Source organism: Porphyromonas pasteri (assembly GCF_014647755.1).
Classification (GTDB): domain Bacteria; phylum Bacteroidota; class Bacteroidia; order Bacteroidales; family Porphyromonadaceae; genus Porphyromonas; species Porphyromonas pasteri.
Genome location: NZ_BMPU01000004.1, coordinates 166,303 through 191,087 on the forward strand (window position 1 = coordinate 166,303; position 24,785 = coordinate 191,087).

Annotated in this window: 26 protein-coding genes; 16 read left to right on the forward strand and 10 right to left on the reverse strand. The window is 57.0% G+C overall.

Translation table 11 applies throughout. From position 1 onward, the window contains the following. Nucleotides 1-57: 57 nt before the first annotated feature. The 11 genes from IEX77_RS06950 to IEX77_RS07000 all read left to right on the forward strand — a co-directional run bounded on the left by IEX77_RS06950 (nt 58) and on the right by IEX77_RS07000 (nt 9,109). Nucleotides 58-507, forward strand: a complete 450-nt coding sequence (locus tag IEX77_RS06950) for a hypothetical protein (protein WP_188808291.1) — start codon at nt 58-60, stop codon at nt 505-507. Nucleotides 508-682: 175 nt separating this feature from the next. After that, nucleotides 683-1,126: a hypothetical protein gene (locus IEX77_RS06955; protein ID WP_188808292.1), complete on the forward strand. Its 444-nt coding sequence runs from the start codon at nt 683-685 to the stop codon at nt 1,124-1,126. A 176-nt stretch (nt 1,127-1,302) separates the two neighbouring features. After that, nucleotides 1,303-1,755, forward strand: coding sequence for a hypothetical protein (locus IEX77_RS06960; protein ID WP_188808293.1), 453 nt, complete (start codon nt 1,303-1,305; stop codon nt 1,753-1,755). 808 nt (nt 1,756-2,563) lie between these two features. After that, nucleotides 2,564-3,007, forward strand: coding sequence for a hypothetical protein (locus IEX77_RS06965; protein WP_188808294.1), 444 nt, complete (start codon nt 2,564-2,566; stop codon nt 3,005-3,007). 175 nt (nt 3,008-3,182) lie between these two features. Beyond that, nucleotides 3,183-3,632 carry a hypothetical protein gene (locus tag IEX77_RS06970; RefSeq protein ID WP_188808295.1) on the forward strand — a complete coding sequence of 150 codons (450 nt, stop codon included), beginning with the start codon at nt 3,183-3,185 and terminating at the stop codon, nt 3,630-3,632. Nucleotides 3,633-3,800: 168 nt separating this feature from the next. Next, nucleotides 3,801-4,265 carry a hypothetical protein gene (locus IEX77_RS06975; protein ID WP_188808296.1) on the forward strand — a complete coding sequence of 155 codons (465 nt, stop codon included), beginning with the start codon at nt 3,801-3,803 and terminating at the stop codon, nt 4,263-4,265. Nucleotides 4,266-4,718: 453 nt separating this feature from the next. Further along, nucleotides 4,719-5,144, forward strand: coding sequence for a deoxycytidylate deaminase (locus IEX77_RS06980; protein ID WP_009433799.1), 426 nt, complete (start codon nt 4,719-4,721; stop codon nt 5,142-5,144). Between the two features lie 45 nt (nt 5,145-5,189). After that, nucleotides 5,190-6,839: a S41 family peptidase gene (locus IEX77_RS06985; RefSeq protein WP_188808297.1), complete on the forward strand. Its 1,650-nt coding sequence runs from the start codon at nt 5,190-5,192 to the stop codon at nt 6,837-6,839. 3 nt (nt 6,840-6,842) lie between these two features. Beyond that, entirely contained in the window at nt 6,843-7,403 is a 561-nt protein-coding gene (locus IEX77_RS06990; RefSeq protein WP_188808298.1) for a 5-formyltetrahydrofolate cyclo-ligase, read from the forward strand. Between the two features lie 11 nt (nt 7,404-7,414). Beyond that, nucleotides 7,415-8,314 (forward strand): dihydropteroate synthase, encoded by a 900-nt coding sequence (gene folP / locus IEX77_RS06995; protein ID WP_188808299.1) that lies wholly within the window; start codon nt 7,415-7,417, stop codon nt 8,312-8,314. Between the two features lie 21 nt (nt 8,315-8,335). Beyond that, nucleotides 8,336-9,109 (forward strand): diadenylate cyclase, encoded by a 774-nt coding sequence (locus IEX77_RS07000; RefSeq protein ID WP_188808300.1) that lies wholly within the window; start codon nt 8,336-8,338, stop codon nt 9,107-9,109. A 146-nt stretch (nt 9,110-9,255) separates the two neighbouring features. Here the strand turns inward: IEX77_RS07000 and IEX77_RS07005 are convergent, their stop codons facing one another. Genes IEX77_RS07005 through IEX77_RS07050 form a run of 10 tightly spaced genes read right to left on the reverse strand, consistent with a single transcriptional unit; the run spans nt 9,256 to nt 20,822 of the window. Then, a complete protein-coding gene (locus IEX77_RS07005; RefSeq protein WP_188808301.1) occupies nt 9,256-10,557 on the reverse strand; it encodes a M64 family metallopeptidase in 1,302 nt (433 codons plus the stop codon). Between the two features lie 21 nt (nt 10,558-10,578). After that, nucleotides 10,579-11,526 (reverse strand): ketopantoate reductase family protein, encoded by a 948-nt coding sequence (locus IEX77_RS07010; protein ID WP_188808302.1) that lies wholly within the window; start codon nt 11,524-11,526, stop codon nt 10,579-10,581. Between the two features lie 14 nt (nt 11,527-11,540). Then, entirely contained in the window at nt 11,541-12,515 is a 975-nt protein-coding gene (locus IEX77_RS07015; protein ID WP_009433769.1) for a glycosyltransferase family 2 protein, read from the reverse strand. 6 nt (nt 12,516-12,521) lie between these two features. Continuing rightward, entirely contained in the window at nt 12,522-13,499 is a 978-nt protein-coding gene (locus IEX77_RS07020; protein ID WP_188808303.1) for a glycosyltransferase family 2 protein, read from the reverse strand. Beyond that, nucleotides 13,500-14,573 (reverse strand): glycosyltransferase family 4 protein, encoded by a 1,074-nt coding sequence (locus IEX77_RS07025; RefSeq protein WP_188808304.1) that lies wholly within the window; start codon nt 14,571-14,573, stop codon nt 13,500-13,502. It abuts the gene before it with no gap. A 12-nt stretch (nt 14,574-14,585) separates the two neighbouring features. Continuing rightward, nucleotides 14,586-15,776, reverse strand: coding sequence for a glycosyltransferase (locus IEX77_RS07030; RefSeq protein ID WP_188808305.1), 1,191 nt, complete (start codon nt 15,774-15,776; stop codon nt 14,586-14,588). Continuing rightward, nucleotides 15,776-16,699: a riboflavin biosynthesis protein RibF gene (gene ribF, locus IEX77_RS07035; protein ID WP_188808306.1), complete on the reverse strand. Its 924-nt coding sequence runs from the start codon at nt 16,697-16,699 to the stop codon at nt 15,776-15,778. The genes IEX77_RS07030 and ribF overlap by 1 nt, the downstream gene beginning before the upstream one ends. Beyond that, the gene (locus IEX77_RS07040) at nt 16,684-18,102 is read right to left on the reverse strand and encodes a murein hydrolase activator EnvC family protein (protein ID WP_188808307.1); all 1,419 of its coding nucleotides are present in this window, start codon (nt 18,100-18,102) and stop codon (nt 16,684-16,686) included. The genes ribF and IEX77_RS07040 overlap by 16 nt, the downstream gene beginning before the upstream one ends. Continuing rightward, nucleotides 18,099-18,998 (reverse strand): lipoprotein insertase outer membrane protein LolB1, encoded by a 900-nt coding sequence (lolB1, locus tag IEX77_RS07045; RefSeq protein WP_188808308.1) that lies wholly within the window; start codon nt 18,996-18,998, stop codon nt 18,099-18,101. Before lolB1 ends, IEX77_RS07040 begins: the two co-directional genes overlap by 4 nt. A gap of 6 nt (nt 18,999-19,004) precedes the next feature. After that, nucleotides 19,005-20,822, reverse strand: a complete 1,818-nt coding sequence (locus IEX77_RS07050) for a tetratricopeptide repeat protein (protein ID WP_188808309.1) — start codon at nt 20,820-20,822, stop codon at nt 19,005-19,007. Nucleotides 20,823-21,294: 472 nt separating this feature from the next. On the opposite strand from IEX77_RS07050, the gene radA reads away from it, so the two are divergent. The 5 genes from radA (at nt 21,295) to IEX77_RS07075 (ending at nt 24,726) form a co-directional block, all read left to right on the forward strand. After that, nucleotides 21,295-22,671 (forward strand): DNA repair protein RadA, encoded by a 1,377-nt coding sequence (radA, locus tag IEX77_RS07055; protein WP_188808310.1) that lies wholly within the window; start codon nt 21,295-21,297, stop codon nt 22,669-22,671. A 164-nt stretch (nt 22,672-22,835) separates the two neighbouring features. Continuing rightward, nucleotides 22,836-23,165: a 30S ribosomal protein S6 gene (rpsF, locus tag IEX77_RS07060; protein ID WP_009433752.1), complete on the forward strand. Its 330-nt coding sequence runs from the start codon at nt 22,836-22,838 to the stop codon at nt 23,163-23,165. 26 nt (nt 23,166-23,191) lie between these two features. Next, on the forward strand, nt 23,192-23,458 hold the full coding sequence (gene rpsR, locus IEX77_RS07065; RefSeq protein ID WP_009433795.1) for a 30S ribosomal protein S18: 267 nt from the start codon (nt 23,192-23,194) through the stop codon (nt 23,456-23,458). Nucleotides 23,459-23,518: 60 nt separating this feature from the next. After that, complete coding sequence (gene rplI, locus IEX77_RS07070) at nt 23,519-24,043, forward strand: 50S ribosomal protein L9 (protein WP_009433798.1); 525 nt, start codon at nt 23,519-23,521, stop codon at nt 24,041-24,043. Between the two features lie 209 nt (nt 24,044-24,252). After that, nucleotides 24,253-24,726, forward strand: coding sequence for a Dps family protein (locus IEX77_RS07075; RefSeq protein WP_188808311.1), 474 nt, complete (start codon nt 24,253-24,255; stop codon nt 24,724-24,726). Nucleotides 24,727-24,785 lie beyond the last annotated feature (59 nt).

Below are 24,785 nucleotides of genomic sequence, written 5' to 3' on the forward strand. Positions count from 1 at the left end.
GGGCCGCTTTTGTTTACCCTGGCGCGCTCTAAATCACACTTGAATACTACAGTAGATATGAAGCTAAAGCAAATCTTCGCACTCCTCGGAGTCGCACTTCTTGGGCTCAGCGCTTGCTCCAAGGACACCCCCAAGACCACCCCCGCTTCGAGCGGTTCCTTAGCTGGCTCTCAGTGGGAGTACATCGAGCAGGAGCAGGAGGATGATGGCAAGACAGAGACCACCACGACAGTCCTTCGCTTCATTGACGGCACGAAGTTCGTCACGGAGTCCACCTCGGTAACCACACAGGGGGGCACCATCCTCAAGAGCGAGACAGACACTCCTGAGCAGGGTACCTACACCTACCAAGGCAAGGAGGTCACGCTCACCACAACCCACCAGGACGATGGCAAGACCGTCACGCGCATCGTCCGCCTCATTATGGACGACACCAATCAGACGCTCGCGGGCACGGTGACGGATGACGGCGTACGCAAGGGAATCATCTACACCCGCAAGAAGTAAGGTCGCACCCGCACATACCTCATAAGCCTCGCCCCGCTCTTCTCTCCATAGAAGAGCGGGGCGAGGCTATTAATAGCCCTCCACGCGAAGAGGAGAAGGGAGGCTTGCAACTCTGTATAAATCTCCTATCTTTGCAAAGATTCAATAAATCACTAACCCCATAACAAAAGAACGTATGAAGCTAAAGTACATCTTCATGTTCCTCGGAGTCATGCTCTTTGGACTCACCGCTTGTGACAAGAAGGATACCCCCGAGCCCAGCAACAAGAACCCATTCGCAGGCACGAAGTGGGAAAGCATCCGCTCTCACACACAAATCGACGGTGACACTGAAACCTTCGTAACTGAGATCCACTTCATTGATGACAGCCGATTCGTAATGAGTGCAAGCTACAAGGTCACGGCACCGAATGGTAGCATCAAAAGGCAAGATCCTACTTCTAAGGGTGAAGGGACTTACACATACGAGGGTCTTGTAGCTACGGTGATTACAGAGGTAGTAGAAGATGGCGAACTGACCAAACACAAGGGCACCCTCACAATGGATGCTGCGAAGCAAAAGATCACGGCACTCGAGGAGGGCGAGGATACCCCTCTAATCTTCACTCGCAAGAAGTAAGGTCACACCTGCACATACCCCATAAGACTCGCCCCGCTCTTCTCTCCATAGAAGAGCGGGGCGAGGCTATTTATAGCCCTCCCACGCGAAGAGGAGAAGGGGGGCTTGCAACTCTGTATAAATCTCCTACCTTTGCAAAGATTCAATAAATCACTACCCCCATAACAAAAGAACGTATGAAGCTAAAGTACATCTTCATGTTCCTCGGAGCAGTCCTCCTGGGGCTCACCGCTTGTGGCAAGAAGGATACCTCCGAGTCCAGCAACAAGAACCCATTTGCAGGCACGAAGTGGGAACGCGTCCTCAAGGCTACAGGTGAGGACGGCAGTAGTGAAATCATCTCGGCCGAACTCCAGTTCATTGACGACAGCCGACTCGTAATTCTTACAGACTACAAGGACACAGCGAAGGATGGTAGTATCATAGTGCAACTTCCTACGGTTAAGGAGGAAGGGACTTACACGTACGAAGGTCTTGTCGCTACTGTGATTTCCTATGAAATAAAAAATGACAAGCAGGTGACACACAAAGTCACTCTCACAATGGATGCTGCGAAGCAAAAGATCACAGTGACGTCAACAAAGATGGAAGAGGGCGAAGAGCCTGAAATCTACACCCGCAAGAAGTAAGGCACTCGCCTACCTGACACTCCATACAGTCCGCCCAGCCCATCCCGAGAGATGAGGCTGGGCGGGCTGCTTTTAGGAGAGGAGCAGGAGTAGGCACACACGACTAAGCTTAGGCATTATAGCCAAGCGACTTACTCGCGACACGACACACTTATAGTGCGAGAGTGCGGGGACACCTCCCGCCGGGGAGTGATGCGAACCTATATAGGTCCGTGGGCTGACCTATATTGGTCGCGATGTCGACCTATATTGGTCCGTGACGCGACCTATATAGGTTCACCCAGCGACCAATATAGGTCGAAGTAGCGAGCACTAAAGCTTCATACCCTCCTCCTATGGGGAGCACCTTCACCAGCTGCAGGTAGAGGCCTATCCCTCAAGCCTATGACTCGCGCGATGAGATACAGCACGGAGAAACATCCCGCCCGTGGAAATGGAGGAAGCCACGGAAGGCAAGGAGGCACTATAGTCCTTTGACCGATAAACCAATAGTCGTTTGCACCCAAACCAATAGTCATCTATGGGCAAACCAATAGTGGTTTCGTGTGCAAACTTATAGTGGTTTGACCCCCAAACCAATAGTGATCCGTACCGAGACCAATAGTTGTTTGCAAATCGTCTTCTACGGAGCACTATAAATAAGTGCAGCGACAAGGGAGGAGATACGACCTCCATACATACCTCGTACTTGGATGCTGAGAGATGAGGCTGGGCGGACAGCTTTCTTCCGAGACTATAGGCTTAGCATGCAGTATTTACCTACCTTTGCAAGTAGTATTCATTCCCTCTTTATAACCCCATAGAAATTATGAAGCTAAAGCAAATCTTCATGCTCCTCGGAGCAGTCCTCCTTGGGCTCACCGCCTGCTCCAAGGACACGCCTAACACCCCCGACCTAAGTAAAACCCTCGCTGGCACTGAGTGGGAGGCCACCGTTCGGGAGTCCGATGCAGGTAACAAATCGGTAGTCACTACGATAGTCCTCAAGTTCGTCGACGACACCAAGTTCACGTCCCAATCCACCCAACAGACGATAAAGAATGGTGCGGTAGTCGACACTGAGGTAGACGATCCTGAGCAGGGCACTTACACCTATCAAGGTGGCGTCGCTACACTCCTCTTCAACACCCGAGATGATGAAGATGATGCTATCAAGCTGGCACTCCCTCTGACAATGGACTCCTCCAAGCAGCAGCTCACAGGTAAAGCCCCAGAGTCAGGTACGATATTGACCTTCGTCCGCAAGAAGTAAGGTCACACCTGCACATACCCCATAAGACTCGCCCCGCTCTTCTCTCCATAGAAGAGCGGGGCGAGTCTATTTACAGCCCTCCACGCGAAGAGGAGAAGGGGGGCTTGCAACTCTGTATAAATCTCCTACCTTTACAAAGATTCAGTAAATCATTAACCCCATAACAAAAGATCGTATGAAGCTAAAGCACATCTTCATGCTCCTCGGAGCAGTCCTCCTTGGGCTCACCGCCTGCTCCAAGGACACGCCTAACACCCCCGACCTAAGTAAAACCCTCGCTGGCACTGAGTGGGAGTGCGTTATCCAAGGGACCGAGCAGGAGAATGGTGAAAAGGAAGTTGAAACGCTACTCCTCCACTTTATTGATAACACCAAGTTTACTGTCCTGGGAACTCACAAGACCCTCAAGAATGGTATTGTAGTCAATACAGAAGAACCAAGTGCATCCGAGGGCACCTACACCTATATCAATAAGGTGGCTACACTTACTACCCAAACCATACGTAATGGCAAGACCGAAACTGAGGTACTTACCCTAACAATGGATGCATCCAACATGAAATTCACTGGAACAGTGACTGATGAGGATGAATCCCATACATTGATCTTCGTCCGCAAGAAGTAAGGCACTCGCCTACCCGACTCTCCATACAGTCCGCCCAGCCCCATCCCGAGTGATGAGGCTGGGCGGACTGCTTTTAGGAGAGCGTGAGAGGTCGCACAGCAGCCCTTTCCGACTATGCACTATTTCCCCTACCTTTGCGACAATTCAATTATCAATACCATTATAGATATGAAGTTCAAATACACCCTGATACTCCTCGGAGCTATTCTCTTTACCCTCACCGCCTGCTCTTCGTCCAAGGAAGATGACCCTAAGGAGGATCCATTCGTTAAAACCATGTGGGAGTCCTCCAGCTATATTGGGAAATATCCAAATGGCGAACAATACCACTTCCAGACCTGGATATACTTCAAAGAGGATAAGCATATCGCATTCAGGATAGAGGAGGAATTAATACGGGAAGAGGGTGAGGGTAAAAGACACACGACTAAGGTCCTTTCTCTTCCCTACACCCGTAAGGGGATGGTGGCGACAGTTCACGTGGCACGTGAGATAGCCCCGGGAGGAATAGGGCCCGAGCGCGAGCCATTTAAGCCTGACACATTCACCTATACCCTGGATGCATCCAAGCAGAGACTCACCTGCAAAAAGCACTCAACCGGAGAAATCACCATCTTCACCCCGAAGAAGTAAGGCACATCTGCCCACATATTCCGATAAGCTCCGCCCAGCCCCATCCCGAGTGATGAGGCTGGGCGGACCGCTTTTCGATGAGCTCGAAGCACGTAGAGTGGGGAGAAGCAAGCAACACATAGAGAGCTGACTTACAGAGGTTAATGGAGCATCCCGCAGTCATAGGAGGCAAGTAGCAGCGTCGCACGTAAAACGAACCAGTACTGGTCACGAAGCGAAGCAGTACTGGTCAGCTATAGTTACCACTACTGGTCGGAGTGCGAACCACTACTGGTCAACTCATCGACCAGTAGTGGTTACTTTTCCTCCCTCATAGCGATCCTAATCACCCCTTCCCACAGGATCTCCCTTTATCCTCGGCAGATAGCCCCCCGAAAAAGCATACACATTCGGGCGCAAAGCCTTATCTTTGTATATCTATATCCTCGTGTCAAGACAATCCAAAGAGTTATGATGGATGACAAGCAACTCGCCCTCGATATGCGCTACCTCCGTATGGCACGCATCTGGGCTGAGAACTCCTACTGCGAGCGCCGTAAGGTAGGCGCCCTCATCGTCAAGGACAAGCGTATCATCGCCGATGGCTACAACGGCACCCCCGTGGGCTTTGAGAACATCTGCGAAGACGAGAGCGGTCAGACGAAGCAGTATGTGCTCCATGCCGAGGCCAATGCCATCACGAAGCTCGCCAGCAGCACCAACGACAGCTCTGGCGCGACGGTCTACGTCACCGACGCTCCCTGCATCGAGTGCGCCAAGCTCATCATCCAGAGCCATATGCGCCGCGTCGTCTACAGCACCGAGTACCGTCTACGTGACGGCATCGAGCTCCTCCAGCGCGCTGGCATCCAGGTAGATTACCTTCCCCTCGAGGACTAACCGACTCTTTCCCCCACCCCTTCATCATCCTCTATAGCAGACAGCATGCAATCAGCACCCAACGAGCAGCCCGGCTCACCGCGCCCCGAGCGTAAGGCCCACCTCCTGAGTGGAATCACCTACGGGCTTGTCACCGTCTTGGTCTTCCTCTTGGGCATATTCACCTCCAGCTACTTCGGCATCGGAGGCCGACGCGGAGCAGCGGGTAAGCTCGGCGAAATCTATTCGCTCATCCAGCAGTACTACGTCGACTCGACGGATATGGACAGCCTCACCGAGCAGTCCCTCCCGCTGATCCTCTCACAGCTCGACCCCCACTCCGTCTACCTCAGTGCAGAGGAGAATCAGGAGTCAACCGAGAGCCTCGAGGGCTCATTCGCGGGTATCGGCGTGCAGTTCAATACCCTCCTCGACACCGTCGTCGTCGTGCGTGTCGTCGAGGGTGGCCCCAGCGAGCGCGCAGGCCTGCAGCCTGGCGACCGCATCCTGCGTGCTGACACGACGAATCTCGTCCGTGACTCCATCACCTCTGAGCAGATCATGAAGGCGCTGAAGGGTCCTGAGGACACCGTCGTCAAGCTCACCGTCCGCCGTGGTGGGAAGACCTTCACCACCTCGGTCGTCCGTGGCGCCGTCCCCGTGCCTACCATCGACGCGAGCTATATGATCCGCCCCCACGTGCTGTATGTACGACTCAATAAGTGGGGCACGCAGACGCCCTTAGAGTTCCAGCAGGCCTATGCCGAGCATGCCTCCGAAGGCGTCGAGCGCATCCTCATCGACCTCCGCGACAATGGCGGGGGCTATCTACAGGCCGCTACGGCACTCGCCACGGAGTTCCTCTCCAAGGGCGACCTCCTCGTCTACAACAAGGGTGCGCACTATCCCCGTGAGGACTTCAAGAGCCCTCGTGACGGACGTCTGCGCCAGCTCCCCCTCATCGTGCTGGTGAACGAGAGCAGTGCCAGCGCCAGCGAGATCTTCGCCGGTGCTATGCAGGACCTCGACCGCGCGCTCATCGTCGGCCGCCGTACCTTCGGTAAGGGTCTCGTGCAGCTCCCCTTCGAGCTGAAGGACCACTCCGTCGTACGCCTCACCGTAGCTCGCTACTACACCCCCTCGGGCCGTAGCATCCAGAAGAGCTATGCCAAGGGCTACGAAGCCTACGCAGAGGACATCGAGGAGCGCTACCTCCATGGCGAGTTCTACTCGGCCGATAGCATCAGTCGCCCCGACACCACGCGCTACTACACGCGTCTGGGTCGTGTCGTCTATGGCGGTGGTGGTATCACCCCCGACATCTTCACCCCGCGCGACAGCGCAGGGATCAACCCCTACTATATCCGTCTCCTACGCTCAGGGACCTTCCAGCGCTTCGCCTTCAACTACGCGGACCAGCACCGTGCGCAGTTCCAGTCCTTCGGCTCGGAGAAGGCGATCCAGGACTACCTGCATTCGCAGGGCGAGCAGATCGTCTATGCCTATGCACGCTATGCCCAGCAGAATGGCGTCCCCCAGCGTCCTGGCTACCTGCAGGAGTCGATGCCCATCCTACGCCGTGACCTCACCGCCTTGATCTCCGACCTCTTGGGTGGGGACAAGAATGCCTTCTACCGCGCACGTAACGAAGAGGACCCCGAGGTCAAGGCCGCTCTCGACCGTCTCACCTCCGACGACTGGCGTCCGACGAAGTAGCCCATGGACAAGCCCACCCTCCGCCGTGAGCTCCGTGCCCTGAGCCGTGAGCATCTCACCGATGAGCTCCGTCTCACGGGGAGTGCGTCCATCATCTCCCAGCTCCGTCAGCATCCCCTCTGGCAGCAGGCCCAGCATATGGCCCTCTACGCTGCCCTACCCGACGAGCCGAACCTCCGCACCCTCATCGACGAGGTCGCTACGACCAAGCAGGTCTACCTCCCCCGCGTCCTCGACGGCGAGACGATGGATTTCTTCGCCTTCGCTGGCTGGCAGGAGCTTGAGCAGTCGGGGAGCTTCGGCATCTACGAGCCCCGCCTTGAGGCTGATGGAGCCGTAGACCCAGCGACGCTGGACCTCCTCGTCATCCCCGCTCTGGCGTATGACCAGGCAGGCTACCGCCTCGGCCGTGGCAAGGGCTACTACGACCGCTACCTCAGCCGCTGCCCACATGCCAGCCGTATCGGCGTGACCTTCGCCCTCCGCCCCATCGCATGCCTCCCCCATGACCCATGGGATCTCCCCGTGGAAGCCGTACTCACCCCACAGCCTGCCCTCCTCTAACCTCCCCCGCTATGTCCCTCACTCCAGCACAGACGACCCTCACCCTCTCGGGGAAGCTCCTTACCCTCGAGCGCCCCGTCGTCATGGGTATCGTCAATGTCACCCCCGACTCCTTCTTCGCTGGTAGTAGGATAGCAGGCGAGACGGCACTGCGCACTCGCTTCGACGAACTCATGAGCGAAGGAGCTGCCATCGCCGACCTCGGTGCCTACAGCTCCCGCCCAGGAGCTGATGAGGTAAGCGTCACGGAGGAGATGGAGCGCCTACGCCCTGCCCTTCGCATCCTGAGAGACGAATACCCCGACCTACCCGTCTCGGTAGATACCTTCCGCTCGGAGGTCGCCCGCATGGCCGTCGAGGAGTATGGCGCGGCTATCATCAACGATATCTCTGGCGGGGCACTTGACCCCGAGATGTACCGCACGGTAGCCGCCCTGCAGGTACCCTATATCCTCATGCATATGAAGGGCGACCCGCAGACGATGCAGTCGCTCACCGACTACAGTGACGTGACGCTCGATGTCATCGACTACTTCGCCGAGCGCATCGGCAAGCTCCTCGAGCTGGGTCTGCACGACATCATCCTCGACCCTGGCTTCGGCTTCAGCAAGACCACGGAGCAGAACTATGAGCTCCTCATGCACCTCGACGACCTCACCCGCACCTTCACACAGCCCGTCCTCGTCGGTGTCTCACGCAAGAGCATGATCTACCGCCCCCTCGGCTGCACGCCTGCCGAAGCCCTCGGTGGTACGACCTTCCTCCATGCCCTCGCCCTCGAGCGTGGCGCACAGATCCTCCGTGTGCACGATGTACGCGCTGCCGCTGAGGCCATCACGCTCTACGAGCAAGCCCGCCCCTACCTCCACAGAGAGGAGCACCTGCACTATAGCTTCACCCGCTCACACTAACCCCCGACTTATATCGCCCTTATGTTCGCTTGGCTCGACATCTCCATCAAGGACATCATCGACATACTGCTCCTCGCGGTCTTCCTCTACTACGCGTTCACCACGATGCGCTACTCAGGGAGCCGCTCACTCTTCATGGGGATCATCGCCTTCCTCGGGATCTGGCTCTTGATCTCGCAGGTCCTGCAGATGCGACTGATGGGTGCGCTGCTGGACAAGTTCATCAATATCGGCTTCATCATCCTGGTCATTATCTTCCAGGACGAGATCAAGAAGATCCTGGTCACCATCGGCTCCGCCCAGCGCTGGCGTAAGATCCGCCGCTTCTTCCGCGAAGGCTCGGCGAAGGAGCAGGAGGAAGAGGACTATATCGCCCCCGTCGTGCTGGCGTGTATGAACATGGCTCGTAAGAAGACGGGCGCACTCATCGCCATCCAAGGCACCTCAGACCTCACGCCCTACCAGCACGCTGGGGAGCGCTTCCTCGCATCCGTCAATGCCCGCCTCATCGAGACGATCTTCTTCAAGAATAGCCCCCTGCACGACGGCGCTATGATCATCGCTGGCGGGAAGATCTGCGCTGCAGGCTGTATCCTCCCCGTAGCCAGCGACACCGACCTCAATAAGGACCTCGGCCTGCGCCACCGCTCTGCCCTCGGCCTCTCGCAGAAGACCGACGCGAAGATCATCATCATCAGCGAAGAGCGTGGGACGATCTCGCTCGCCTACCGCAGTGAGATCATCGTCGACATCACGCCCGACGAGCTCCGCGCCCTCCTCTCCTCCGAAGACTAAGCACACCGCTCCACGAGAGCATACCGCACGGGCCTATCCGCTTAAGCCCCTACGACACGATACACTTAGCCCCCACCACATCGAGCTGATCGCTCTTGTGGTGGGGGCTAACCGATTCTATCAGGTAGAGCATGCGCCCTTCGCTCTTACTTACAGCGAGGAGGGAGGTTGTAGTCGAGGATCTTATCCAGCCCAAGACGGCAGGCGGGGCAGAAGTCGGGGGTATCATTGGTGCGCATACGGCAGTTGTAGCTCGCGCGGTACATACCCTTCGCCAGATAAGCGCCCCCTTCGTAAAGCCCGACGGGGTACTTCTTCTGGAGCTTCGTAGGCGTAGGCATGGGCGTACCCTTCTTGATCAGGTGCGACCACTTACCGGAGAAGTCCTTGAGGTTCGTGACGTTCTGCTCCCAAGGCTCGACCTCAGTAGCGTGTTCGCTCGCTGCCGCTGCATCGCCTTCGTGGAAGTATTCGTCCGTCAGACCGCCGAAGCTATGGCCGAACTCATGTACCACCACGGGCAGGTACCACTTGTGATGCGTCGAGGAGATGAGGTATGAGTTGTACATACCGCCACCGCCGTAGACGTCGCTATTGGCGAGGATGATGAGGTGCTCATAGGGGATACCGATGAGGGCATCGTTGATCGCCTTCACACTGCGCGTCGTCAGATAGCGGTCGGAGTAGAAGGTATCGAAGTGCGAGGAGAATGCCGTGCGGGGCCAGCGCTTCTCACGAGGTACGGCGACGCCCGACTCTTCGGAGGGAGAGAAGACCACGACGACATTGAAGTGCTGGCGGTTGCTCTTGAAGGGCTCGTAGTTGAAGAGCGCTTCGGTAGCAGCCTCGGCATCACGGAGGAAGATAGGCATCTCAGACTCGGTATAGCCCTCAGCGAGGAACGCCAGGTCGATGCAGTCACGGCTGTCCCCCGAGTGGATGAGGTACTTGTGCTTCTGAGGCTGCTTCGTCGTCTGGTCACGGATGAGGATATCCTTAGGATCGATACGCTGCGTCTGATCAACGATGGTGCGCTGCTCGGCATTGCACAGGCGGAGCGTCACCTTCACGGGAGCCTTGGGGAAGGGGATGCGCAGCACCTCCTCATAGGAGCGGCGCTCGGTCTTCGCTAGCGGTGTCTGACGCCACTCGAGGTAGAGCGGGTTGAAGGAGAAGGCATAGATGAGCTTGCCCGTGGCTTCGTCATGGACGTAGAGCTGAGCATTCCCTCTGAGGACGAGGCTATCAAGGTAGTGACGACGGCCAGCCCAGCCCTTGAGTAGATGGGCTTCGTCGGGCGTGATCTCAGTCGTCGACTCGTCCCCCGTGAGGATGTAGTCCAGGCGGAGCGTACTGTCTCGGAAGAAGGTCTCAAACGGCTGCTGCGCCGAGGCGCGGCCACTCCCCACGAAGAGGAGCAGGAGGAGAAGAGATAGATAGGTTCGCATAGTTATAGTGGATGTAAGGGATTAATCGTGCTTCGGGGGATAGGGCTCCGTGGCGAGCGCCTTGTACATACGCTCATAGAGTGGTAGCTCCAGCCCGATACGGCGTGCTGCACGGACGACGTAGCCCGTGAGATTCTCCAGCTCGGTAGAGCTCCCCGCCATAAAGTCCACGTGCATCGAGCTTGTGCTGGAGGGGATCATAAAGGTCTGACGCTCGACGGTGCGCTCCACAGCGCCCTCGCCTAAGTCGTGGCCGAGAGCGGAGAAGAGCGTGCAGAGCTCCTCGATGAGCCCACGCATCTCCACGGGGTGCGACGCGAGGGCTTCGCCCACCGTCATATTGTAGTAAGAGGTACCCGTCGCGGTAGCCGAGATCATGAGGAACTTCTTACGGATGCTCTCCTCGATATCGTCGGGATTGACCACGTGCACACCGACGGACTCCAGGAGGGCAAAGAGCTCACGCTCCTCAGCGCTACGCTCTGCTCCTCGTGAGCCGAAGAGGAAGATCTCTCGCTCGGCCTCTAAGAGGATCTCCCCCGCAGCAGGCTTGCGCCCCGAGATATAGACGCAGCCGTCCCAGACACGGGCTTCGGGGAGAAGCGCCTGGATCTGGTCGGTGATATCCGCACCGTTGAGGAGGGGTAAGATGATGGTCCGAGGCGTGATGATCGGGCGGAGCTGCTGGATATTCGCCTCAAGATCGTAGCTCTTCGTCGCGAGGATGAGGAGGTCGGTAGGCGGTAGGTCGTGGGGATCTTCGGCTAAGTAATCGGGGCGCACGGTGAAGTCCCGCTCGGGAGTGTGGACATGCAGTCCGCGCTCCTCGATAGCAGCGCGGTGTGCGCCACGGGCGACGAAGCTGATCGTACGGCCGAGGCCCTCACGTCGGGCAGCCTCTACGAGCATCGCTCCGTAGTAGCCCCCGACACCGCCGAGACCGGATATGGTGATATTCTTGAGTAGCATGAGAGGACTATATACTAAGACTTATTTTTCAGCTTATTAAAGGCTCGTCGCCCCATAACAAATGCCCGGGGAGCAATGAGGAATAGGCGAAACTTTATCCGTTTCGACCGCGAGCGGAAGAGATTACGGAAGGGGCGACATCGGAGCTTGTAGGCAATCTGCAGATAATCAGTCACCTCTTCCTTATATCGATCGGAGGCACGACATAGCAGACGGAAGTGATACCAGAGGCTACGCACAGCCAAGGTATTAGCATACTCCAGATAAGCAGGATCCCCCGCATGCCTATCAATGGATTCTTCTATATCCGCAAAGAGATCTCGTAGATCTGGGATCTCAGTCGCAGTAATTGCCCCAGGACGCTGGATGCGATAGTTGTAGCCCACGATAGGCAACGCATGGAAATCGCCTGTACTCTGATAGAATGCCTCCAGCGAATAGACGTTGTCTTCCCACTTCGACCCCTCACGGAAGGTAAGCCCCTCTATAGCTTGGCGGCGGTAGATACGACTCCACACAGTCGCTTCGATAGCAAGTTTATTCGCAGTAAGGTAGCTATCTAAAGCCTCCTCTCGCGACAAAGTCATCTCGGGCATAAGGCAAGGCGAGGAGCAAGTGTCCTGCACTTTGTTGTGACCATAGCCAAGGATAGAGACTTCTGGATGCTGCTGCAGATAGCTCACAGCCGACTGATAGATCCCAGGCTCCAGCCAATCATCGCTATCGACGAAGGTCACCAATGGGCAATCATCCGTATAGGGAAGAGCAAAGTTGCGTGCAGAGCTTAGCCCCCCATTTGCCTTGTGGAGAACAAGCACACGAGAGTCACGTGCAGCATACTCATCACAAATAGCTCCACAACCATCGGGCGAGCCATCATCGACGAGGATGACCTTTAGCTCCCGATAGCTCTGAGAGAGGATTGAGTCGATGCATTGGTGGAGGTAAGCTTCGACCTTATAAACAGGGACGATGACCGCAAGCTTCATATGGAGTTATTTACGGCTAAGCAAGGTACGCACGAGCGTACGAATAGCAAAGGATGTGCGGGGATAGGCTAAGAAAAGCTTCACCTTCCTCACCTTCGATGCTGAATGGAAGGCATCAAGATAAGGACGAGCTTTCAGCTCTTCTATGATCGGCAGATAGCGCTCCAGCTCCCCGACAGCGACAGAGTAGGTAAAAGACGATAGATATTTAATGTGATACCACAGGCAGTTAGTCGCAAGGGTATTGGCTAAAGCTAAGAAATGAGCATCATCTGGATAGCGCTGTATTGCCGACTCAATATCCCAAAGAAGGGATCGCTTATCAGGCAGTAGCTCGGAGGTCATAGCCCCAGGGCGCTTACTCCGATAATTGACCCCGACAAGGGGCAAGATATGATATCCCCCCGTACACCGATAGAGTGCCTCAAGCGCATATACAACATCCTCCCACTTACAGCCCTCGGTAAAGGTCAGACCATCGATCACCTCACGCCGATAGATACGACTCCAAACCATCGTATTGATGATATTGGAAGTCGTAGCTACATAGCGAAGCAGAGCTTCGCCACGTGTCAAATGCTCCTCTGCAGGGATTAAAGGGATGGTCTTCTCCTCCGTGACAAGGTTGTAGCCATAGTTAATGATGCTGACCTCTGGGTGTACGGTTAGGTAGCTTACCCCCTTCTGATAGATGTCAGGCTCCAGCCAATCATCGCTATCTAAGAAGGTGACGAGGGGACAGTCGTCAATGTGCTGTAGAGCCAGGTTACGCGCAGAGCTCTGCCCACCATTCGGCTTATGCAGAGCGAGGATACGAGGGTCACGCGCTGCATACTCATCACAAATCGCTCCGCAGCTATCGGGCGAACCATCATCGACGAGGATGACCTTCAGATCTTGATAGCTCTGCGACAGTATCGACTCGATACACTGACGCAGGTAGGGCTTGACCTTATAGACGGGGACGATGACGGCAAGTTTCATTTATATGGAGAGTATTTCGTGGTAGAACTGTAGGTAGCCCTGCGCCATTCGTCGGTAGTCAAAGAGACGAGCACGGGCACGGAGAGCCTCTGCGTGAGAAGGTGATATATCATAAGCGCTCAGCCCAGACAAGATAGTCCCAGCTATTGCTTCGGGGCCTACCTCATCGAAGTAATAGGCGACATCGCCCCCCACCTCGGGAAGACTTGTAGCAGGACGCAGGAAGATAGGCTTCCCTAAAGCCATAGCCTCCACCACTGGCAAGCCAAACCCCTCCGCAATGGAAGGCTGTAGCAATGCACGACAGTGCTGTAGCAAGGATGCCTTCTCTACATCACTCACAGCACAGAGGAGATGCACACGATCCTCCAATCGATATTGCTGGATCGTATGCTGGATCTTGGAGAGATATTCGGACTTAGCCTCCGAATAGACCAAGACAAGATGCAGGTCAGCAGGAAGATGGTAGAGCGCAGGGATGAGTAGATGCTGCTGCTTCTTCTCATGCAAGACCCCCAGCGCCAAGAGATAGGGAGCATTGGGGACTATAGTATCTCGAGCGATACCTGAGGTCTGCCCTTCTTCAGGAAGGAAGATCCCGTTATGCACGACCGTGATGGGGGTCTCCTCCGATATCTGGAAGAGGTCACGATGCTGCTCCAAATCATGCCGCACAAATTCGGAGATACAGACGATCCCATAGGCACGATTCAGATTACTTGCCACCAGCTTCAAGAGCTTCTTTCGCTTTGACTCGGGGAGAGGCTCGGTGAGGAAATTCAAGTCATGAAGGGTGACGATGCACTTTGCCCCCCATAGCTGCGGGAAGTAGTGCTGACGTTGGTGCGTGATATGGACTAAGTCATAGCCCTTTGCCTGCACACTGAGCAGAGAGTGTAGAGGCGAGAAAGGCTTCCTATTACCTATAGGATAAGAGGTCGGAGCATAGTAGTGAAGCTCCAGTGATGGATCCCGAGCCTCCTGCAGTCCCCGAGCAAGGGCATGCCCATAGTACCCTAATCCCGAGTAGGGATAGCGGGTGCGCTCCAAATCTATGAGGATACGAGGCTTCATCAACGTGCGGTATTAAAGTTGGCTAAATATCTCTTCCCATCGCGAACGCATACGCTCTGGGCTATAGTCGAGGCAATGCGTCTGAGCTGCTTGGGAGAGGCGACTTCTCAACTCCACATCCTGACAGAGCCGTCGAAGCTGAGCTGCATAGGCGTCCAAATCAAAGGGAGCAACAAGGCATCCACAGGTACTATCCTTCCCTATAAGCTCACGGATACCTGCCGAGCTATCAAAAGCTATGGGTACAACTCCCGAAGCTTGTGCTTCGCTCAGGACAAGTCCCCACCCTTCATAGGTCGAGGTCATCATCAGAATAGCACCCGACGCATATACGGCTGTCGCATCAGCGATATATCCCTTGAGCGTGATGCGAGGGAGCTGTTTCTCTTGAATCATACGGCGCAAGAACTTCTCTTCAGAGCCTTTCCCATAGATCTCTACCTCCCAGTCAGGCAGATCCTGACAGACCTTCTCCCAAATCTGGAGGACTCGATCTGGGCGCTTATCCGCATAGCTCAGACGGCCGACGAAGAGGATTTTCTTCGGTCGGTCCTTAGCTGGTATGGGCTGATGCTTGGGTAGGAAGGCCATATTCGGCATAACGGCAAAGCGCGAAGCTTCCTCGTCGTTAAGCCCCAAAGCCGATACAAACTCCTGCACATACTCGGGGGTGAGCGTAATAAAGCAGTCTACCTGCCATACCAAATCTCGGTAGCGAGTACGGAGCTTCTCCGCAGACGTTAGTGCCAGACGCAGACGACGCAGCGTCAGGCTATAGAGATTCTTGTACCACGGATGATGCGCCTTGTAGCTGGCACGCTCACGTCGGTCTATGAGTTCCCACAGCGGAGAGCTATGGCACCAATAAATAATCTTAATCCCTGCAGCCCGAATTAGGGGCAAGTAATCATTGCGCAGAGCAATAGGGATAATCAGCACCTTCACCCCTCTCTCCTTGAAGGCACGAACCAGGTAGAGGGTACTTTCCTTTGTCCAGAGGCGCATCCCTTGAGGGAGGAGGGAGAGATCAATCAGAGGATCAGCGGGTAGAGCCCATTCTGTCGCGATATGGGTCTCCGCAAAAAAGTGGGTGTGGATACCCAATTCTGAGAAAAGGCAGGCGGTCTGACGCGACACCTCCTCCGCTCCACCAAGGGCAAAGCGGCGATGTACGATCGCGACGTGTAGTCCTTTTATCTCCATTAGTAGCGGGTATTCTCAGCGAAGTAGCGGCGGGTATCTTGCTCGTAGGTCTCAAGGGCGGAGCGGAGCTCTTCGGTCGAGGCAAAGCGGTGCTCGGGATGGAGCTGCTCGAAGATATGCACGATGACCTCCATACCATAGATCATCTCATCGAAGTCGAGGATGTGCACCTCGATGGTGCGCTCCAGCTCACCGCCGAGGGTCGGGCGCTTACCGATATAGAGCATCGCATGGTGCTGCTCCGAGTGGCCTGTGGGGCGAAGGAGCTCGAGGTCACAAGCGTAGACGCCATCGGGAGGGAGGAGCTGGTCGGCATCCTCACGCTGGACGTTCGCCGTGGGATAGCCTAGACGACGACCGAGCTTCTGCCCCGCGACGACCGTACCATAGATGGCATGCGGACGGCCGAGAGCATGGTACGCCTCACGCATCTCGCCACTACGTATCAGCGACTTGATAGCGGTGGAGCTGACGATCTCCCCGCTGAGGGAGAGGCTATCGGCTTGGATGACCTCCATACCATACAGGGCGCCGAGCGCCTTGTAATCCTCGTAGGCGAGCTTAGCTCCCGCACCGAAGCGGTTGTCATAGCCGAGGAAGAGATCCGTCACATGCAGATGCTCATGCAGGACTTCGCGGATGAAGGTCTCTGCGGAGTGGGCTGCCAGCTCAGCGGAGAAGGTCATCGGCACGACCTCGAAGCCCTCAAGCCCCCCCAGTCGCTCGAGGTGGCGGTGGGGCGGATCGATGTGCTGACTCCCGTGTGAGCGCAGGACATCGGCAGGGTAAGGGACGAAGGTCAAGATGATGAGACGCGCCCCTTCGTAGCGGGCAGCATAGTCGCGCATCTGTGAAAAGAGCGCCTGATGCCCGAGGTGCACGCCGTCAAAAGCCCCGATAGTAGCGATTACCTTTTGATCCATGCGAGGGGATTGAGCTTGGTGCGCTCATGCCAAAGCTGGAAGTGCAGGAGGCGACCCGAGGAGCCGTCAGGCGAAGCCCCGACAGAGCCGATGGACTGGCCTGTGGAGACGCGAGAGCCCGTAGAGACGGCGACGCTACTGAGGTTGGCGTAGACGGTGAGGTAGTTCCCGTGGCGGAGGATGACGGCAGTGCCGTAGCCTGGGATGACGAAGACACGGCTGACGACGCCTGAGAAGACGGCGTAGGCACGGCTATCTCCATTGACCCCGAAGTCCACCCCACTGCTATTGACCTGCACGCGGTTGTGCTCGCTATGCTGATGCACGCCGAAGGTACGGAGGATCGAGTATGAGCCACGGATAGGGGCTGGGAGACGGCCCTTGTTCTGCGCAAAGGACGAGGCGAGCGCACGCTCATTGGCATCCATCGCATAGCCACCTGGGGTCGCTGCACGGCGCTCTTCGGGCTCATCATCAGCAGGAGGTGGCGGGGGAGGTGGGGGTGTCGTCCCCTTACCTCGGCCACTGCGACCCGTGGAGGGAGGAGGTGTAGGCTGGGTACGCTGGGTCTGACGACGACGGCGAGCCTCCTCGCGGCGACGCTGGAGCTCGGCAGCACGGCGCTGGGCAGCGACGATCTCGGCCTCTACCTGTGCCTGGATCTTGCGGTCAAGATCCTCGGCTTTCTGCTTCTGCTTTGAGAGGTCTTGCGCTAAGACCTGCTGCTTGCCCTGCAGGTCCTTGACCTGAGCAGCACGCTGCTGCTCCTCGGCTTCGAGCTTCTTCTTCTCGGCCTCACGGAGAGAAAGGAGCTGCTCCTTCTCCGAATGGGTACGCCCGACCTCGGCCTTGGTGGCCTCGATCTCGGTACGTGTAGTACGCAGGGCGACGGAGGCCTCACGTACCGCCTTGGAGTAGCGGGAGAGGAAGCGCTGACGCTCACGAGCCTCGGCAGGGTTCTGCGACGAGAGGACGAAGAGCACAGGGTCGATATGCGTATCGATGCGCTGGAGCTGAACGAGAGCGGCACGATAGCGCAGGAGGAGGGCACCCTCACGGCGGTGCAGACGGCCGATGTGCCCTGAGAGGGTGTCGATACGAGCCTGCAGACCGCTGACCTCATTACCGAGAACGGCGACGACCTGACGGCGCTGCTCTACCTGCTCCTTGACGGTGCGCAGGGTCTGCTCCTCATTGCGCGTATCACGGCGCAGCTGCTGGAGCTTCTTGTCCGAGGCTTCGATGGAGCGAAGGAGCTGCTTACGCTCCTGCTCGAGGCGCTGGAGGGTCCTAGACTTACGCCCCTGTGCCGCGGCCTCTGGAGTGAGGGCGAGGAGACTGCTCACGAGGAGCAGAGCGAGGGTGAGGCAGTGCCTCAGCTGATGGCGGGCGTGGGCGATCATAGAGAGGGCAGGAGCTTGATGAGCTCAGTGAGACTGATACGCTTGTAGCTCTCCTTGATGCGGGGCGTCAGATCGGGCGCTTCGCCAGTGTAGGGACGGAGCTTACTCCAGTCGATGGTGAGTGCGGGGCGCGTGGTGCGACCGAGGAAGAGGAAGGTGCGCTCAGCGAAGTGGCGGGCAGCAGAGGCCTCCGTCTGATCATAGTTCAGCGAGAAGACGGGAGCGCCCTGACGGGAAGACTGGCTGACGACGAAGCTCGTAGGCTGGTGCTGGGCGTTGAGGAGCCAGCGCAGATGGTAGGCGCCAGCGGCCTCGCCACGGGTAATGCTGAGGCTGGCTTCGGCATCGGTGCCCCCATCTTCGGTGACGCCATAGCTGAAGGCTCCGCCCTTAGCCCCACGGGCTTCGGCGGGGAAGAAGGGCTTACCTAAGAGGAGGCGCTCCACATCATTGTAGCTGATGGGGAAGCCCACCAGCGAAGAGAGCTCGGCATAGCTCACCTCGGCATAGCGGCCATGGATCTTGTCAATGGCGGTCACGCCCTGAGGGGTGAACCATACGCGCGCCGCCTCGATGAGAGGGAAGGGCACGACAGACCAGTAGATACCTTGGCCTCGCACGATGGTGGCATTGACCTTCGACGAATAGGTCTCCTTACCGATGAGGACCTCAGCCTGCAGGTTACCCTTAAGCATCGGGCCATAGGCGGGGTCAGACTGGAAGGCAGCGAGGCGGGGATTCACGCCCGACTCTTGGCGGGTCTCGGTACGCGTCGTCTCATCATCGGGATGGCTGACATCACGCAGGAGGCCACAGCTGGAGAAGAGGCCCATACATAGGGCTGCCACGAGGAGGCCTCGGAGGCGCTGGTGGCGGGGATATGCGGTGCTATTCATCGTTCGTTACTTCTTCTGTGCTTGCTTAGCTTCGTTGATCTTCTTCTCTATGCGGATGCGCTCAGCCTTATCGGCTTTCTCATCCTTATTCTCACGCTCAGCGAGACTCTTGAGGGCCTGCTGCCAGGCTTCGATAGCCTCGGCATACTCGCCCAGCCCACGGTAGATATCCCCCATATGGTCGTACATATCGGGCGAAGTCTTCTCAGGACCAGCCTGCGAGAGGGCCTTGCGCTGGTAGAGCTTGGCGAGCGTATAGTTCTTACGCAGGAGGAGGATATAGGCGTAGGTGTCGAGGATGTGGGCGGCATCGGGCGAGAGGCGTACGGCCTGCAGGGCGTAGCGCTCCGCATCATCGAGGTTGCGCCCCGCCTTCGCCAGACGGTAGGCGTAGTTGTTCAGCACATCGGGCTCCTTGGGGTTGGCCTCGATAGCGCGGAGGTAAAGGCTGTCAGCCAGCAGTGCCTTCTCAGGGCCACCACGCTCGGCATAGACGTCGGCGAGGAAACCGAAGAGGCGGGCAGCGCCTTCACCCGTCTTAGGGTCGATGGCGGTAGCACCCTCCTCGAGGATCTTCATCGCCCCGTCAGCATCATCGTGCTGGAAGCGCTCCCCCGAGAGCACGATATAGTTGCGCCAGTCGGTGGGGACGTAGCGCTTGGCATCACGGGCGACGACGACGGTGAGGCTGTCGGACTGGAGGCCGATAGCGGCGTCGAGGAGTTCGCTCCATATCCACTCCTCGCTGGGGTGGAGCTTGCTCTTGGGAGCGAGGAGGTCATAGGCCTCCTGATAGCGCTCTTCGTAGCGAAGGAGCTGGGCATAGGTCCTCAGCACCTGCAGGTCATCGGGGTACTCGGCGACCAGCTGAGCGATATGGGGGGTGTACTTGCCTGCGGTGTAGCCCTCACTACCCTGCGACTCCTTAGTCAGCAGGAGCCAGAGCGTGATCTTCTCGTCGGCACCGATCTTCTTATCTGGTGTGAGACGGACCAGCTCGGCCTCAGCGGCGGGATAATCCTTCTGCAGGATGTACTTATGGACACGCAGGGCGGTGGCATCCCCCGAGGAGATACGGCCAGCACGCACATCAGAGGCGAGCTGCTTCTCCGCCTCCTTCGCCCCTCCCGTCTGGAAGAGATGGAGGATCCAGTCGTAGTATGGACGGCGATCTTCGGGATAGAGTGCTGCCCAAGCGCGGTATTCACGACCCACCGCTACCGAGTCCTTGGAGAGGGAGAGGAGCTGGATCTTCATCTTCGTCAGCTGCCCATAAGCCTCGGGCATAGGCTGGAAACGCTTCTGTAGCTCGGTAGCGAGCTGGATCCCCTTCTTCAGCTCTCCCGTACGAGCATAGAGCTGGATAAGACGATAGCGCACGTCGTCATCCTCGGGATCGGCCTCAGAGAGGCGCTCATTGATGTGGAGGGCATCCTGCATACGCCCCGCTTCGATGTAGCCAGCCGAGAGGGCGCGCGCGTAGGTGAGGTTCGTGGAGTCTGCCCCGTAAGCCTCCTCGAGGAGGGAGAGCGCACGATCACTCACACCCTGCTGGGCATAGTTCCCCCCGAGCATGAAGGCAATAGCGGGATCTGTGGGGTCGAGGGTGCGCGCGTGACGCAGGAGGTCAAAGGCCTCCATCGTACGGCCAGAGGACTGTGCCAGCACCCCTTGGTAGAAGTATTCGCGGGCCTTCGTCTGGGCTGCAGAGTCAGGGGCGGGTTGCTTGGGGCGGGTCTGCCCAGCAAGCGGGAGGGTCAGCAGGCCTATCAAGAGGCCTATATAGCTTCGTCTTATATAATCTTTTCGCTTCGTCAATCTCATCGAATCTTGCTGCTTCTGCCGTATGAATAGAGCACGGCATACTATCTACCAAAGGTAACTATTTTCTCGCGATAGCTCACCGAAGAGCCCGCTTAACACGGGGATTAGACCCTCATTAAACAGCTAATAATCTGCTCAATACGCCTCCCCAAAGCACACACTACTCCACCGACCTCTGCGAGGGAGAAAGAGCGACCTCGTGGAGGAGGCAAATCGAACCTATATTGGTCGGCGGGTGAACCTATATTGGTCCGTGAGTGAACCAGTAGTGGTCCGCAGCCGAACCAGTAGTGGTTCACTCGTCGACCAGTAGTGGTTCATAGTGCTAACCAGTAGTGGTTCGCTCACGGACCAGTAGTGGTTGACTTTGCTCCCTCCGCAGCGCGGTGTAGACTCCCCAGCGTATATACCTTATAATAGGCGCATTCTCCCTACTTTTGTGGACACAATCACAGCAGCATCACGATACACGATGGCAAAGAAGAAAACAGTCTACCACTGCACCGAGTGCGGTGCCGAGTACCCCAAGTGGCAGGGCTTCTGCTCGCAGTGCGGCGTATGGAACTCCATCGAAGAGGAGGAGATCATCATCGGCAAGCAGGATAAGGCCAGCCGTAGCTTCACGGCGCAGAGCATCACCCCCAGCAAGCCCGTACGCCTCGGCGACATCGAGCAGCGCAGCGAGAGCCGCCTAAGTCTCGGCGATCCCGAGCTGGACCGCGTCCTCGGTGGCGGGCTCGTCGAAGGCTCCTTCATCCTCCTCGGTGGGGAGCCAGGTATCGGGAAGTCCACCCTTGTCCTGCAGACGATCCTTCGCCTGCCATACAAGACGCTCTACGTCTCGGGCGAAGAGAGCCTCTCCCAGCTCAAGATGCGTGCAGACCGTATCGGCGGGACAAACGAAGACTGCCTGATCTACGCCGAGACGAACCTCGAGAAGATCCTCGCCACCGCCATCGACACCCAGCCACAGATCCTCGTCATCGACTCCATACAGACCATACAGACCGAGCTCTCCGACTCCTCCCCTGGGAGCGTCTCGCAGATACGCGAGTGCGCCACCGCCCTACTGAAGTACTGCAAGACCGAGGGTGTGGCGGTCATCCTCATCGGTCATATCAATAAGGAGGGGAGCATCGCAGGACCAAAGATCCTTGAGCATACGGTGGACGTCGTCTTGCAGTTCGACGGTGACAAGCACTATATGTACCGCATTCTGCGCGGGCAGAAGAACCGCTTCGGGAGCACTGCCGAGCTGGGCATCTACGAGATGCGCCAGTCGGGCCTGCGCCCCGTAGAGAATCCTTCGGAGCATCTGATGACGCAGAGCGACCTCAAGCTCAGCGGTACCGCCATCGCTGTAGCTATGGAGGGCGTGCGTCCCTTCCTCATCGAGACGCAGGCGCTGGTCAGCTCTGCCGTCTACGCCACACCCCAGCGCTCCAGCACGGGCTTCGACACGCGACGTATGAATATGCTGCTGGCCGTCCTCGAGAAGCGCGCGGGCTTCAAGCTCGTGCAGAAGGACGTCTTCCTCAACATAGCTGGAGGTATCCGTCTGGCTGACCCCGCCTCGGACCTGGCGGTCATCACGGCTGTCCTCTCCTCGAGCCTCGACATCGCCCTACCCGAAGGCGTCTGCCTCACGGGCGAGGTGGGACTATCGGGTGAGGTGCGCCCCGTGGGCCGTATCGAGCAGCGCATCATGGAGGCCGAGCGCATCGGCTTCCGTGCGATGATCCTCCCCGAGGCGAACCTGCACGGGCTCAGCACCGACGGCTACAACATCCGCCTCGTCGGGGTGAAGACCGTCGAGGAAGCCTTCCGCAAGCTCTTCCGCGGCGAGTAGCTCTCTCCCTCCCGAGGCAGAGCTTCGCCCCACACATACCTATATAATAATGGTACGCGCGTGTGGCACTTTGCACCACCTCGCTGATGCACAGCTTGGTCAAAACGATATATTTGCGTACCTTTGTGCCCGATATTTTTAACTCTCACTAAACAGAAAGAGAAATGAATAACTACGAAACCGTTTTCATTCTTACTCCCGATTTATCTGAAGCTCAGGTAAAGGAAGCGGTCGCAAAGTTCGTCGGCATCCTCAAGGGCGAAGGCGCTGAGATCGTCAACGAAGAAAACTGGGGGCTGAAGAAGCTCGCCTATCAGATCCAGAAGAAGACGACTGGTTACTACCAGCTCGTCGAATTCCAGGCTCAGCCAGAGACCATCGCCGTACTCGAGACGCAGTTCCGTCGCGATGAGAATGTCCTCCGCTTCCTGACCTTCCGCCAGGATAAGTTCGCAGCTGAATACGCAGCAAAGAGAAGAAGCCGTAAGGCATAACCCATTAACGAAAGGAGAAAATAAAAATGGCTGCATCAGAAGTACGCTACCTCACTCCCCTGACCGTAGATAGCAAGAAGAAGAAGTACTGCCGCTTCAAGAAGAGCGGTATCAAGTATATCGACTACAAGGATCCCGACTTCCTCAAGCGTTTCCTCAACGAACAGGGTAAGATCCTCCCCCGCCGTATCACCGGCACGAGCCTCAAGTTCCAGCGTCGCGTCGCACAGGCTGTCAAGCGTGCTCGTCACCTTGCCCTGCTGCCCTACGTCACGGACAACATGGCTAAGTAAGGTCTATCCCCCCTTACTCATCCACTTAGTAACGAATAAACATAGAGGAGACAGAATACAATGGAAGTTATTTTGAAAGAAGACGTAGTCGGTCTCGGCTACAAGGACGATGTCGTCACAGTAAAGAACGGCTACGGTCGCAACTTTCTAATCCCCACCGGTAAGGCTATCATCGCTACGGAAGCTGCGAAGAAGATCCTCGCAGAGAACCTCCGTCAGCGCGCTCACAAGATCGCCGCTATCAAGAAGGAAGCCGAAGAGCGTGCCCAGAAGTACCAGGGCGTACGCCTCTCTATCACGGCTCACACCAACGTCGCTACGGGTAGCCTCTACGGCTCCGTCACGGGTGCTGAGATCGCCGAAGAGCTCACGAAGCTCGGCCTCGAAACCGACCGCAAGCTCGTCTACATCAAGGCTATCAAGGAAATCGGTAACTACACCGCTATCGTGCGCCTGCACAAGGAAGTGGCTGTAGAAATCCCCGTCGAAGTTCTCTCCGACGCTCCTAAGGCTGAAGAAAAGAAGGAAGAAGCTCCTGCTCCTGCTGAAGCTCCCGCTGAAGAAGAAGCACCTGCTGAAGCCTAAGGGATCACTCCCCATAGACTACACCCCGCCCCTACGGCACGTCCTCACTTGGACAGCCGTAGGGGCGGGCTTCGTTTGTGCGCCGTAGGAAGCAGGTAGAGGCAAAGTATAAATGATGCTTATATCGATATAGAGAAATTCATTTGTATAGATTCATTAACTCCCCTACCTTTGCAGTGTAATCATTAACACTTTAATACGACAAGACAATGAACGTACTCTCAATCACTGGCCTCAACGCTAACCAGGTCGCACCTATCGTCAAGGGTCTTCAGCAGCTCCTCGCTGACTTCCAGGTATACTATGCTAACCTCCGCGGCTACCACTGGCACGTCCGCGGCCCTCAGTTCTTCACGCTGCACAGCCAGTTCGAGAAGATGTATGACGAAGCTGCTGAGTCAGTAGACGAGATCGCAGAGCGCATCCTCCAGCTCGGTGCTACGCCTGAGAACCGCTTCAGCGAATACCTCAAGATCAGCCAGCTCAAGGAGCAGACCAACGTCAGCGCCGCCAGCGACATCATCTCCGCTATCCTCGAATCGCTCCGCGTACTCATCGCCCAGGAGCGTGCCGTCCTCGCTCTGGCTGACGAAGCTGGCGACACGGCTACGAGCGATCTCCTCTCTGACCTCCTCGATGGTCAGGAAAAGACCGCTTGGATGGTAGCTGCCTACCTCGGCTAAGCACCTCGCTCCACGCGCGTACCTTATATATACGACCAGCCACCCCGCAGTCTCTCATC